Here is a 14,283-nt window from a genome sequence, read left to right as displayed (position 1 = left end):
TACAGGACTTAAAAATCTTGATATTCAAAGTGAAATAAATAATCATGTTTCGTCACAAAGGAAAAAACAGAACTTTTGCACATAATTTGAGATTGGCCACCTTGCTGTCATTTGTTGCAGGATTAGTCAATATTACCGGACTTTTAGCATTAAAAACCTTGACTACAAACGTAACCGGTCATTTTGCTTTTTTTGCCGAAGAAATGATGAAACACGATTATGCCGCAGCAATAACCTTTCTTGTTTTTACTCTTTTCTTTTTGCTGGGTTCGTTTCTGTCGAGTTTTTTGGAGGAATTAATTTCGATAAGAAATCCGCAACTCTCCCATATATTTCCCATTACGCTAGAAATGTTTATCCTGATTTTTGTTGGTGTTTTTGGAACAAGTTCGGGTTTATTCGCTTTTGAAGGAAAATTAACAGCTTTCTTTCTGCTTTTTGCCATGGGAATCCAAAACTCATTGGTGACAAACATTTCAAGATCAACCGTTCGAACAACCCATTTGACAGGACTTTTTACGGATTTGGGAATAGAATTGTCGCAGTTGTTTTTTTACAAGAAACCCGAGGAAACAAAAAAATTGAAAACCAGTATCTATTTGCGATTATCCATCATTACCTTCTTTTTTATTGGCTGTTTTTCAGGAGGAATTATCTATCAGGTTCTCGAAATAAAAACTCTTTTTATAGCTGCATTTTTTCTTTTGATTGCACAATGGTATGATTTTTTTCGTCTAAAATTCCATTTGATAAAAAGAAAAATGGGCAATTAATTATAATTCTGCTAATTGAAATAAATAATAGCCAACAGAGATGCAACCGCTATAAATATCCAAAGTAAAACTCCTTGAAGTAAAGGTTTTATTCCTACTGATTTTAGTAGGTTTCTATTCAAACCTGCTCCAATCAAAAACAAAGTCAATGTAAGTCCAATTTTGGCAATTGAAACCAAATAAGGAGCAATTATCGCTATTTTTGAAACATAAGTATTCATTATCATTGCAACAATAAATAACCCAATAAAATAGGGTATTTTAATTCCGCTTGTTTTATTTTTGAATATAACAGCCGTAACTAAAGCCACCGGAATAATCCATAAAGCTCTCGCTAATTTTATGGTCGTGGCTATTTGCAATGCTTCAGAGCCAAATTTATTTGCCGCACCCACCACGGAACTAGTGTCGTGAATAGCAATGGCACACCATAATCCAAACTCTTTTTGAGATAATCCCAGCCAATTTCCAACGGCAGGGAATAAAAATAAAGCCACCGAATTCAAAATAAAGATTACTCCTAAAGCCACTGAAGTTTGCTTTTCGTCAGATTTTATTACCGGTGCAATGGCAGCAATCGCACTTCCTCCACAAATTGCAGTTCCACAAGAAATTAAATGGGAAGTTTTTCTCTCGATATTGAACCATTTCCCTAAAAATATTCCCAAAATCAAGGTGCTTAAAATAGACGCAATCGTAAAGAAAAAACCTTCTTTTCCAGCTGAAAAAGCGCTGGTCACATTCATCCCAAAGCCCAAACCTACTACGGAAACCTGCAATAGAATATTTGTTGCTTTATGGTTGAGGCCCAAAAAAGGATGACCAGAAAAATTAGCCACGATTAATCCTGACAGCAAGGCAATTGGCGGAGAAACAAAGGAAGTCAAACAAAACAAAATCAATACAACAAAAATAATTTGTTGGAGTCTTGAATTTATTTTAAAAAAAAGTAGAGCGTTTTTTTGAATTATTTTTTGACCTGTTTCCAATGTAAAATAGTTGAATTATTATTTTACAAAGGTGAAAAGATTAATCCATTTTAGCCAATCGTATAATATAATCCACTATAACTTTAAATTATAATAATTACCAATATTTTTTATAAACAATTCCGAAAGAGCATCTGCTTTTCCTTGCAAAGTGATAATGTAAAAAAATCGTTCAATGACCAAATTATCAATATCAAGAATGACCAATTCGTTATTTTTTAGCTCTTTTTCTATGGCGTGTATCGAAATAAAAGCAACACAGTCGGAATTCATCAAATACGATTTTATACTTTCGGTACTTCCCAATTGCATTTCAATTGTTAATTGCGAAAGATTAATTTCAAAAGGCTTTAATGCATATTCAATTACTTCAAGTGTTCCAGATCCTTGCTCTCGCATTACAAATCGCATCGATTTTAAATCCTCTTGATTGACTTGTTCTTTGCTAATTAGTGGATTTTTACTATTGCAAACCAAAACTAATTCGTCTTTTAAAAACTCGGTGTATTTAATGGATTGATTTTTAGACTGGCCTTCGACAATGCCAATTTCAATTTCTTTATTCAACAAAGCTTTTTCTATTTGCTCGGTATTTCCGTTCAGTAAATTGACCTTTATTTCCTGTAATTTTTGATGAAAACGAGCCAAAAGAGGTGGGATTATGTATTGTGAAATGGTTGTACTTGCTCCCAATCGAAGCAATCCTCGCTGCTGATTTATCAAGGCGCTCATATCGAAATCAATTTCCCGATAAACTTCAAATATGTTTTTGGTGTGTTTTAACAATAATTCACCAGCATTGGTAAGAGAAATTTTAGAACCGTTTCTTTCAAAAAATTTAATTTTATATTGTTCTTCCAATTCATGAATGTGCTTAGAAATAGCCGGTTGTGTAATGAACAATTCCTTTGCAGCTTTTGTAAAACTCAATCTATTGGCAACCGTAAAGAATACTTTTAGTCTAAAATCCATAATTTTCTAATTTAGTTCATCAGAAATAAAAGCTATAACATCCCATTGTATTTCCTGATAAACCATTCAGCAGAAAGCGAAATTGCGATTAAAACCAGCAACCAAATCCAGTCAATCAAAGGCGTTTTTGTGACAACATCTTTCTGAACAGCTTTATAATTTTCGTTTTCCAAAAGTGCTTTGATTAAAGTGTCAACTTGATCAGGATAATGAACTTTCGCCTGTGTTTGCACAGCCAATTGGCTTAATTTCTCCACATCAGGATTGACAAATTGTTTCTCGATGTCAAAATCCAAAATTTCAAAATGACTGGAATACGTGGTTTTTGAATTTAATTCTTTTACCGAAAAATTATATTGTCCTGCCACAAGTCCGTCCAAATTGACTTTGAAGGAATTATTTCCTTTCAATAAATCGTAGTTTTTGGTTTGTTTTGTTTTGATATTGGTTACCGAAATAGTCAAACGAGCCTTCTCATCAAACTCATAGTTTTTATTGAAATAGGAAGCCAAAATCTCGATGGATTCTCCTGAATTATAAAAACTTTCGTGATTAACCACCAAGGATTTTTTAGAATCATTCGAAGCCAAAAATTGAATAATTTTGTCGACAAAAATATCAAATTTTTCGAAAGACTGATTGTCAATATGACTTTGTAAACGCCATTTCCAACTATTTTCTCCCAATAAAAAAGCGGAACGTTTGCCTTGGTTTTCGGCAAAAGCCAATAAAGGAGCGTTTGTTTCAATATTTCTGATCTTTGACGAAAGCAAAGTTGAAACTGTTCCATTTGTAGTAATTGTTCCAAAAGGATTTTGCAACGGTGGAAAATTTTCAAAACCTAAATTATCAATTGCAAAAAGGTTGAATTGCGAATTAAATTCGGCCAAATAATCTTCTTTTTGATTACTCATTTTAAAAACCAAATTGCTTTGCTGTTGATTCAAAAAATTGAAATCGGTGTTGTTTCCAGTAACAATGAAAGTGTTGATTCCAGCCAATTTATTTTTCTCGAAAACTGACTTGAACTCAGTTGTTGGCTGGTACAAAATAATGATGTTGTAATCTTGTAAAGAATTGATTGAGTTAGGTTTGATAACCGTTACTTTTCGTTGTGCATTAGATTCAATCGCTCGTTTTAAAGCACCAATATCGGGATGATTAATTGCCGAAACAATCGCGATATTAGTCTTTTGATCAATGACTTCAACGGCAAAATTTTTAGTGTTATTATAGGTGTTTTTCTCTTTTTCTTTGGATGAAATAGTTGCTTTAAAAACTTGCAATCCCACTTTATCAGCAGGAAGCAAAACATTCAAAATCATCGATTTTTTCGATGGCGAAAAGGAAACACTTTGTTTACTCAAAACGGAATTTCCTTGAGAAATACTAAAATCAGCAACAATACTTTTGTTTCCAGCATAGTTCAAAAACACTTCCACAGGAAATTTATTCTTGTGAAAAGCATATTTATTGACGTTTAACTGGGTTACTTTTAAATCTAAAAAAGTAGTGGTGTCGCCTACAACCAAAGGATAAACTTTATTATTGGCATCAAAAGAATACACATAATCATTCCCCGAAGTTTGGTTTCCGTCAGTAATTAAAACTGTTGGAAAAATGTTGTTTTTATAGATACTTTTTAGGCTTTTGGCCACTTCATCCAAATTGGTTTGAGTTCCATTGAAATCAAATTCGGCTGATTGTTGAAAATCACTGTCAAATCGATACGATTGCATATCAAATTTCTCTTGAAGCTCTTTGTTTTGGGATAACTTTTTATACAACTCTAAAGCTGTTTCTTTGGCTTTCAAATCAACTATAGAACTCGAATTATCCACCACGATGGGTAATGGCGTTTTGATGGTTTCCAAAGTTTTTCGACTCATTATTGGATTAATCAACAATAATAAAATTCCGAAAATGGATAAAAAACGCAAAAAAGCCAAAACCAAGTTCACTTTCGACTTGGTCTTGGCTTTATAATAATATTGAAAAAATGACAAACCACCTGCTATTAGTAAAGAAAGCAATAGTAATAGAATTGTGTTTGTTGTCATTTTATTTTTGTTTATAGTTTGGGGTTTATAGTTTATGGTTGTAGAACAATAAACAACAAACCATTAACAACAAACTTTTTTAGGTTAGCATTCCTCCGCAAACATTCAAAACTTGTCCTGTAATATAAGCACTCATATCTGAAGCTAAGAAAAGACAAGCGTTGGCAACATCTTCGGTAGTTCCACCACGTTTTAACGGAATACCTTCTCTCCAACCTTTTACTACATCTTCACTCAATTTGGCTGTCATTTCAGTTTCGATAAATCCTGGAGCAATAGCGTTGCAACGAATATTTCTTGAACCCAATTCCAAGGCTACTGATTTTGTAAACCCGATTGCACCTGCTTTAGAAGCCGCATAATTAGTTTGTCCTGCGTTTCCAGAAACTCCAACTACCGAACTAATATTGATAATAGAACCAGCGCGTTGTTTCAAGAACGTTTTCTGAATGGCTTTCGTCATATTGAAAACCGATTTCAAGTTTACGTTGATTACTTGGTCAAAATCGGCTTCCGACATACGCATCAACAAATTGTCTTTGGTAATACCAGCGTTGTTGATTAAAATATCTACCGTTCCAAATTCGGCCAAAACAGCATCCACGAAGATTTGCGCTTCGTTGAAATCGGCAGCATTGGATTGGTATCCTTTGGCTTTAATGCCTATTGCATTCAATTCATTTTCTAAAGCTTGTGCAGATTCTACAGAAGAACTGTAGGTAAATGCCACGTTTGCACCGTGTTTTGCAAAAACTTCTGCGATTCCTCTCCCGATTCCGCGACTTGCGCCTGTGATGATGGCTACTTTTCCTTCGAGTAATTTCATATAGGTATGATATAAATTGATTTATTTTCTAATGTACAAATATAGATTATTTAGGGGTTTTATAAAATTTGTGCTAAAAAAAAAGCCTTTCCGAAGTAACTATTTTTTTGAAAAACATTCTCATTGTTTGATAAACATCTCAGTCGAAGATCCTTTATTAGTATTCATTTTTAAGAAATAATTTCCAGCAACCAATTTAGAAACATCAATATTTGAAATAGTTGACACATTCGGAACAGCAATAACTATTTGTCCTAAAATATTGTAAACTGCTATGGACTTAACTTCTATTGCGCTTTTATATCCAATGTTTAAAACATCATTTACTGGATTAGGATACACACTAAAATAATCTCTAAATTCAAAATCTGGTGTCCCCAAAGTCTTGAAGGTAGATTTAGCTTTATTGGTCAGTACAGGAAAATTATAATCAAAATAAATATTGGCCTCGTTTTCAAACGAATCTCCAACAACAAGCGTTGGCAAGGTTTTTATTTTAAAGGCGATAAAACCATCATTCATTGCATCTTCAAAGGGAAGGTTAATATTTTCGAAGATAAATTCTACTTTGTTTCCATTGGATATTTTGGTCACAAACGAATGGCTCGCTTTGGTTGGAACCAAAGTTGAAATATCAAATTTAGACAAATCTATCAAGTCTTTTACGACAATATTCTGGGCGGGATAGGTTCCTGTATTCTCAAAACGGATCAAATAATGAACATACTCGCCAATCAAATCTGGCGTAATAACATCGCCTTCTAAACAGGTTTTATCATTAGGATCAAATGAACCTACTACACTTTGGCGCAAAGCCGAGGAATTGTCAACGGGTTTTTCATCACTAGAGACAGGATTTATCAAAGCATTAAAACTCAAACGGTCGCCAATATTAACTGCAGGAGTTTCCATTGGAGAATTGACATTTAGTGTAACTGTTATTTTACGAGTTTCAAGTGGTTGCAAATTGATATAATCCCAAGTCAATTTATCAGTTACTTGATTGTTAATTACAGGAATTGCCGAAACATAATCCAAGACAGCATCGTTAAAGTTCAAAATCACTGAGCCTGATTGAACTTGATTTCCTTTGTTTTTATAAACAATTTCATATGAGGCATCAAATCCTGGTCTTGCTGGAATGTTGGGTAAAAGAGTTACTTCTAAATCATTATGAATACCATTTGGAGTAATGCAAAAATTTTGAATAAACGGACTGGTTTGAGTTGGAAAAGTTACACTTATTGAAGATGGAGAAACTGTGAAATAATTGGGATTCTCTAAAATTGGAGTAATGGTATGAGTTCCTTCACCAACAGGAATAGTATAATTTCCTGAAGCATCAGATATGAAATTACCTTTTTGTGTACCGTTTGTAATTGAAAAATTTAAATTAGCATATTTTGAATCATTAGAATTACAACCATTATTATCATTGTCAAAAGTACTTACTCCTTTAATTGTGTAATAGATGCCTCCAGGTGTAAATGAACAATATGTATTTAAAGAAAAAGAATATGGGATACCAAATTGTACTGGATAATTTGGAAATAAATAATCGATTTCTTCCTCATCACAACAAATATATTTTAAATTATCATTGGCATAATATTGATAATTTAATTTCTTGATTCCGTTTTTTATATTAACAAATTTTAGATTGTTATTATTAAGATGTAAACTTGACAATAAAGGACATGAGCTAATATCTAAAGTTTCTATTTGATTAAAACTAATTATAAGCCATTCAAGTTTCTTTAATTTATCGACTTCTATAGAAGTTAATTTATTGTAAGAACATGCCAGGCTTTTGAGATTAGTAAATTCATTTACATCTAAAACTTCTAATTTATTATTATTACAACTTATATTTTCTAAACTGTTTGAATTTTGAATATTAAGAGTTTGTAATTCATTGTAATTTACATCTAAATATGTGAGACTTTTTAAATCTGAAGCGTCTAATGTAGTTAATTTATTAATCCATGCGTCTAAATGGGATAAACTTGTACAGCCAGTCAATTTTAATGATGTTAATTTATTATTATAAACATTCATTTTTTTGAGTTTTGCTAAACCACTTGCATCCAGAGTTATCAATCCTCCACTATGCATAACGACCTCTTCTAAATTTTTACAAGTAGTTAAATCTAAAGTTGTGAATTGATTACCACTCGCCAATAATGTCTTTAAACTTACTAATCCATCTACATTCAAAAAAGTTAAATAAGCGCTATCAGATTCGATATTTTCTAATTTTGTAAAGCCTCTTAAATCTAAAGAACCAATATTATTATTGCTACAGTTTAAGTATTTAAGATCTTTACAAGCTGTAAAATCTAAAGTTTTTAGACTATTTGATTTGCAATTTAAATATTCAAGTTTGGTGAGTGAGCTAATATTTAGAGATTTTATATTATTATACACAGCAGCACCTTGATTACTCAAATCCAGATAGTTTAATTGTGTAAAGTTTTCTATTCCTACTAAGTCAGAAATTAGAGAATTACCCAAGGTTAACCAACTTATATTTTCAGCTTCTGTTATTTGTATTTCTTTATCATTATTTACATCTATTTTGCAGTAATTATTGTTTAAATCTTTTGCAATAGTGTTTGTAACACCCGCTTCTAATAGTTTCTTTTTAAAATTAGCATCTGGAAAATTAACAATTTGAGCACTCGTTTGTGTCAATGAAAAACAGATAAGTAGCAAAAAATAATACTTCTTCATAAAACAAAATTTAGCTGTAAATATACTACTTTCTACAATAAAGTAATTCTTATAAATATATTATTAATTTCGATTTTTAGATTAATTTTAGTAAGAAATATAGAAAGATTATATTTGCTAAAATAATTAGTTTATCTCTAAAATATTAAATGAAAAAAATATTTTTTGTTCTTTTAATGACATTAAATAGTTACATTATCAAAGCCCAATTGGTAATAGATAACAGTACCCAAACTCCACTAGAGCTAGCTCAAAATGTATTGTTGGGACAAGGTATTAATATATCGAACGTTAAATTTAACAACTCTGCGATAAGTGCCAACACAATAAATGATCAAATTGAACAATTTTCTAATGGAACAACAACTAATATTGGTATAGATAAAGGTATAATTTTAAGCACAGGAAATTCATTAATTGCTAAAGGTCCAAATGACCGGCCTTTGGCAACTTTACCCACTTCCAATTCTTATATTGGCGACAATGATTTATATATTCTTTCCAATAATCAAGTTATTAAAAGTGTTGCTATTCTCGAATTTGATTTTGTGCCAACGGGAAACAAATTGAATTTCAATTTTGTTTTTGCTTCGGAGGAATATCCTGAATTTGTTAATGATACTTATAATGACAATTTCGGTTTCTTTTTGAGTGGACCAGGTATAACTGGCCCTTTTTCTGGAAATGCCAAAAATATAGCTTTGATTCCTAATACTAGTCTTCCAGTTTCTATCAATAATCTCAATAATGGAGTTTCAAATTCTGGTCCCTGTGAATATTGCCAATACTATATTAATAACGAAAGTGGAACAACCATACAATACGATGGGTTTACCAAAGTTTTAGGCGCAACGTCTGATGTACAATGTGGACAAACTTATCACATCAAACTTGCCATTGCCAATGTAGGTGACGACAATTATGATTCGGCAGTATTTATTGAAGGAGCTAGTTTTAGTTCACCGGGAATTAATTTAGGAGAGGATTTAAATTTATGTTCTGTAAATCAATATGAACTTAATTCAGGTTTAGACTCTTCGATTATTCATCAATGGACTTTAGATGGTCAAATTATACCTAATGAATCGAGTCCTGTTTTAATTATTAATAAATCGGGAACTTATGGTGTCAAAGCAACTCCACTGGGTACAGGTTGCCCGGCTTCTGATGAAATAAAAGTAGGTTTTAATATGGTAAAAATACCCGAAATCTCTTGTGGTGTAAAAACATCTAATTCTATACAATTCGATTGGTTACCAATTCCTAACATTACTGAATATTCTATCTCATATCGAATTGGATTCAATCCAGAAATACAAATTGGCTCTGTTGGCAATATCAATTCGTACACAGTTTCTGGAGCCACTCCAGGTGAACTTGTAGCAATTATTGTTACAGCAATCGATACTAAAACAAATTGCTTCAATTCTGCGGCGCGATCCTGCCTACTAGATACTTGCTTGGACTCACCCACAATAAATTTAAATCAAGGTTCTATTTCGCAACAAATTTGCGAAAACACGGCTATTTCAGATATCATTTTTACAATTGGTGGAGGAGCAACAAATGCGTCAATAACCTCAGGCAGTTTACCCGCTGGTGTAACAGCCAGTTTAATTGGAGATCAATTTACTATTAAAGGAATTGCAACTACTGAAGGTCTATTTAATTATACTATTTCTACCTCTGGTAGTTGCGGTGCAAACGCTAGTATTAGTGGTTCAATAACCGTAATCCAAAAAACAAATCCAACATTTAATTCAATTGCTCCAATTTGTGCTGGAGAAACTATTGCTCCACTCCCATTACAATCCAACAATGGAATTTCAGGAACTTGGAGTCCTGCTTTAAACAATTTAGCGACGACTGAATATACTTTTACACCAGATATAAATCAATGTGCTAACCCCGCCAAATTAACGATTACAGTTAATTCCAAAACAACACCAATATTCAATGCAGTCGCTCCTATTTGTGCTGGAGAAACTATTGCGACATTACCTTTGATTTCTAACAATGCCATTTCAGGAACTTGGAGTCCTGCTTTGAACAATTTAGCAACTACTGAATATACTTTTACACCAGATTTTGGTCAATGTGCTAATCCCGCCAAATTAACGATTGCAGTTAATTCCAAAGCAACACCACTATTCAATCTAGTCGCTCCTATTTGTGCTGGAGAAACTATTGCGGCATTACCTTTGATTTCTAACAATGCCTTTTCAGGAACTTGGAGTCCTGCTTTAAACAATTTAGCGACGACTGAATATACTTTTACACCAGATATTAATCAATGTGCAAATTCAGCCAAATTAACGATTACAGTTAATTCGAAAGCAACACCACTATTTAATCAAGTCGCTCCTATTTGTGTTGGAGAAACTATTGCCGCATTACCGTTGATTTCCAATAATAACATCTCAGGAACTTGGAGTCCTGCTTTAAACAATTTAGCGACGACTGAATATACTTTTACACCAGATTTTGGTCAATGTGCAATTCCTACTAAATTAACAATAAACGTTAATCCAAAACCAATTCCATTATTAACTAATGGGCAAATTTGTATAGATAAAAACACAAATACAATCATTCAGTCCTATATTTTGGATTCAAAGTTGGATCCAAGAGATTATTATTTCGAATGGTTTTTGAATGGAAATGTAATAATCAATGCCATTGGAAATACTTTAGAAACGGTCGAAAAAGGAATTTATTCGGTAATCGCTACTGACAAAACCACAAATTGTTCCTCGGCACTTATTGAAGCTACTATTACAGAAACTTTTTCGGATTCAACTGTCGTTGAAATAGAACAAACCAACAGTTTTAATGATGCTGCAACAATTACAATATCAATTATACAAGGAATAGGAAATTACGAATACCAACTAGATAACGGAATATTTCAAACCTCTCCTGTTTTTTCAGAAGTAGCTGCGGGCTCTCATATCATAAATATTATAGATGTCAATGGATGCACTAATTTAAGCAAAGAAATTGTCGTGTTAGGATATCCCAAATTTTTTACACCAAACGGGGATGGCAACAACGACACTTGGAATATCATTGGATTTAATACGCAATCCAACCCAATAATCTATATATTAGATCGTTACGGAAAACTGTTAAAGCAAATGAGTTCGAATGGTTTAGGTTGGGACGGAACTTTTAACGGTTATCCTTTACCTTCTTCCGATTATTGGTTTGAGGTAAGATTTCTTGAAGATGGAATTCCAAAAGAATTCAAATCACATTTTTCATTAAAACGATAATTGACTTTATGGAAACAAAAAAAACTGCTTGAAATAAATCCAAACAGTTTACATTTTTGTTTTTGAACTATTATTTCTTAATAAACTTCACATTCGAAGTTCCTTTATTGGTATTCATTTTTAGGAAGTAATTTCCGGAAGTCAGTATAGAAACATCAATATTTGAAACAGTTGCCGCATCAGGAATAGCAATAACCAATTGTCCCAAAATATCATAAACTGCCATAGATTCTACTTCAATTAAACTTTTCGTTCCAATGTTTAAAGTATCAATTGCAGGATTTGGATACAGACTGAAATAATCGGAAAATTCAAAATCTGGTGTTCCTAAACTCTTGAACGTAGATTTGGCTTTATTGGTCAACACGGGGAAATTATAATCAAAAAAGATATTGGCTTCATTTTCAAATGAATCTCCCACAACAAGCGTTGGCAAGGTTTTGATTTTAAAAGCTATGTAACCGTCATTTGTAGCATTATCAAAAGGAAGATTGATGTTTTCGAAGATAAATTCTACTTTGTTGCCATCGGATATTTTGGTAACAAAATCGTGACTGGCTTTAGTTGGAACTAAAGTCGAAATATCAAATTTGGTCAAATCAATTAAGTCTTTTACAACAATATTTTGGGCGGGATAGGTTCCTGTATTCTCAAAACGGATTAAATAATTGACATATTCTCCAATCAAATCTGGCGTAATAATATCACCTTCTAGACAGGTTTTATCATTAGGATCAAAGGAACCTACCACACTATGGCGCAAAGCCGAGGAATTATCAACTGGTTTTTCGTCGCCTGTTACAGGATTAATCAAAGCGTTAAAACTCAAACGGTCGCCAATATTCACGGCAGGAGTTTCCATTGGAGAATTCACGTTAAGTGTTACTGTAATTTCGCGGCTTTCTAGAGGTTTTAAATTTGTATAATTCCACGTCAATTTATCAATAACTTGATTATTTGTTGTTGGAATTGCGGAAACCAAATCCAAAACAGCATCATTAAAACTTAGATTCACAGATCCTGATTGCGTATGATTTCCTTTGTTTTTATAAATAATTTTATAAGTCGCATCAAATCCCGGTCTTGCCGGAATGGTGGGCAAAATAGTTACTTCCAAATCATTATGAACGCCTTTTGGAGCGATGCAAAAATTTTGAATAAACGGACTGGTTTGCGTTGGAAAAGTAACACTTACTGATGATGGCGAAACGGTAAAATAATTAGGGTTTTCTATATTTGGAGTTATGGTATGAGCTCCTGCTTGCACTGGAATGGAATAATTTCCTGAAGAATCTGAAATGAAATTTCCTTTATTAATTCCATCGGTAATGCTGAAATTTAAATTTGGGTAAATGTCATCAGAATTATCATAACCATTGTTATTTGTATCAAGTTTAGTATTTCCTTGAATAGTATAATAAGCCCCTCCTGGAACAAATGAACAATAGGAGTTTATTTCAAATTTTGAACTGCTTGAATAATAATATATCCTATAGTAAATATCATTATATTCTTCCTCATCGACACAAACATAAGTGAGCTTTGGAATTTTATTCATATAATAATTATAATTGGTTCCATTTCCATTTTTCAAATTTAGATAAGTCAAATTTGGATTATTACTACATGTAAAACGGAACATATTACTGCAGTTTGAAATATCAATGCTTTTAATATTATTATCTTCACAATATAACTCGGATAAATTAGTATGGGAAACATCTAGTTGAGTCAACGAATTATTATTACAGTATAATGAAACCAAATTTATCTGATTCGTAAGATTAATTGAAGTCAATAAATTATAACTGCAATCTATATTAGTTAACAAAGTTAAATTGGGTAGATTGAATGTGGTTAGCAAATTACCGCCACAAAACAAAACCTTCAAATTATTGGAATCTGGAAGATTTAAACTTGTCAGTTGGTTTCTTCTACAACTAAAATCAATTAGGCTTAACAAACCTGATAAGTTCAACGTGGTTAAATGATTGTCTTCACAATTAATTTCTGTAAGATGACTCAATCCCGCAACATTTAAACTACTTAAATTATTATATAAGCAATATAATTTTTGAAGATTTAAGCAAGTTGAAACATTGATACTCGGAATCTTATTGCTACTACAATCTAAATATTCTAAACTTACTAAATCAGTCGTGTTTAAAGAAGTTAATAAATTACCGTAACATTTAATCTTTTTCAAATGTATTAAACCCGTTAAATTAATATTAACCAATTGGTTATAACTGAAATCAATTTCTTCTAAATTAATCAATTGACTACAATCAACCTGAGATAAATGTTGTTCTACACACATTATCTTCCTTAGATTGGTAAAATTTTCAATACCAGCAAGGGAAACCAAATAAGGACGATTAGTGTTTCTTAGAATAGTAATTTGGTAAACATTCAAAGCTTCACTAACTTCAATTTCACGGTTCAAATTCAAATCAATAGTAATATTATTTCCATTCTCATCTTTTGCAATAAAATTTACTGAATTTGACTCTAACAACATTGATTTAAAATTCACATCAGGAAAATTAATAATCTGGGAATTTACAACATTAAAAAAGCAAATTCCAACAAGTAAAAAGTATAGTTTTTTCATTTTATAAATTTGAGTAATCAAATATATAAAAAAGGAATTGT

Annotated in this window: 8 protein-coding genes; 2 read left to right on the top strand and 6 right to left on the bottom strand. The window is 32.0% G+C overall.

The window, feature by feature from the left end; all coding sequences use genetic code 11:
- Positions 1-44 precede the first annotated feature (44 nt).
- A complete protein-coding gene (locus tag OZP13_RS05465; RefSeq protein WP_281298920.1) occupies positions 45-773 on the top strand; it encodes a YoaK family protein in 729 nt (242 codons plus the stop codon).
- An 11-nt stretch (positions 774-784) separates the two neighbouring features.
- Here OZP13_RS05465 and OZP13_RS05460 read toward each other — a convergent pair whose 3' ends face one another.
- The 5 genes from OZP13_RS05460 to OZP13_RS05440 form a co-directional block, all read right to left on the bottom strand.
- Positions 785-1,741 carry a YeiH family protein gene (locus OZP13_RS05460; RefSeq protein ID WP_432419475.1) on the bottom strand — a complete coding sequence of 319 codons (957 nt, stop codon included), beginning with the start codon at positions 1,739-1,741 and terminating at the stop codon, positions 785-787.
- A gap of 96 nt (positions 1,742-1,837) precedes the next feature.
- On the bottom strand, positions 1,838-2,734 hold the full coding sequence (locus OZP13_RS05455; protein ID WP_281298918.1) for a LysR family transcriptional regulator: 897 nt from the start codon (positions 2,732-2,734) through the stop codon (positions 1,838-1,840).
- A 32-nt stretch (positions 2,735-2,766) separates the two neighbouring features.
- Complete coding sequence (locus OZP13_RS05450; protein ID WP_269242813.1) at positions 2,767-4,794, bottom strand: hypothetical protein; 2,028 nt, start codon at positions 4,792-4,794, stop codon at positions 2,767-2,769.
- A 79-nt stretch (positions 4,795-4,873) separates the two neighbouring features.
- On the bottom strand, positions 4,874-5,620 hold the full coding sequence (fabG, locus tag OZP13_RS05445; RefSeq protein WP_269242811.1) for a 3-oxoacyl-[acyl-carrier-protein] reductase: 747 nt from the start codon (positions 5,618-5,620) through the stop codon (positions 4,874-4,876).
- Between the two features lie 120 nt (positions 5,621-5,740).
- Positions 5,741-8,353, bottom strand: a complete 2,613-nt coding sequence (locus tag OZP13_RS05440) for a DUF7619 domain-containing protein (RefSeq protein ID WP_281298917.1) — start codon at positions 8,351-8,353, stop codon at positions 5,741-5,743.
- Between the two features lie 149 nt (positions 8,354-8,502).
- Between OZP13_RS05440 and OZP13_RS05435 the strand changes: the two genes are divergently transcribed.
- Positions 8,503-11,628 carry a T9SS type B sorting domain-containing protein gene (locus tag OZP13_RS05435; protein ID WP_281298916.1) on the top strand — a complete coding sequence of 1,042 codons (3,126 nt, stop codon included), beginning with the start codon at positions 8,503-8,505 and terminating at the stop codon, positions 11,626-11,628.
- Between the two features lie 70 nt (positions 11,629-11,698).
- Here OZP13_RS05435 and OZP13_RS05430 read toward each other — a convergent pair whose 3' ends face one another.
- Positions 11,699-14,242, bottom strand: coding sequence for a DUF7619 domain-containing protein (locus OZP13_RS05430; RefSeq protein ID WP_281298915.1), 2,544 nt, complete (start codon positions 14,240-14,242; stop codon positions 11,699-11,701).
- Positions 14,243-14,283: the final 41 nt, after the last annotated feature.

Source organism: Flavobacterium limnophilum (assembly GCF_027111315.2).
Lineage (GTDB): Bacteria > Bacteroidota > Bacteroidia > Flavobacteriales > Flavobacteriaceae > Flavobacterium > Flavobacterium limnophilum.
This window is presented reverse-complemented; position numbering and strand designations above follow the sequence as displayed.

Bases quoted from the DNA above. Each gene is read 5' to 3' on its own strand.
- OZP13_RS05465 (WP_281298920.1), top strand. From the start codon at position 45: ATGTTTCGTCACAAAGGAAAAAACAGAACTTTTGCACATAATTTGAGA.
- OZP13_RS05455 (WP_281298918.1), bottom strand. From the start codon at position 2,734: ATGGATTTTAGACTAAAAGTATTCTTTACGGTTGCCAATAGATTGAGT.
- fabG (WP_269242811.1), bottom strand. From the start codon at position 5,620: ATGAAATTACTCGAAGGAAAAGTAGCCATCATCACAGGCGCAAGTCGC.
- OZP13_RS05430 (WP_281298915.1), bottom strand. From the start codon at position 14,242: ATGAAAAAACTATACTTTTTACTTGTTGGAATTTGCTTTTTTAATGTT.
- OZP13_RS05435 (WP_281298916.1), top strand. From the start codon at position 8,503: ATGAAAAAAATATTTTTTGTTCTTTTAATGACATTAAATAGTTACATT.
- OZP13_RS05440 (WP_281298917.1), bottom strand. From the start codon at position 8,353: ATGAAGAAGTATTATTTTTTGCTACTTATCTGTTTTTCATTGACACAA.
- OZP13_RS05450 (WP_269242813.1), bottom strand. From the start codon at position 4,794: ATGACAACAAACACAATTCTATTACTATTGCTTTCTTTACTAATAGCA.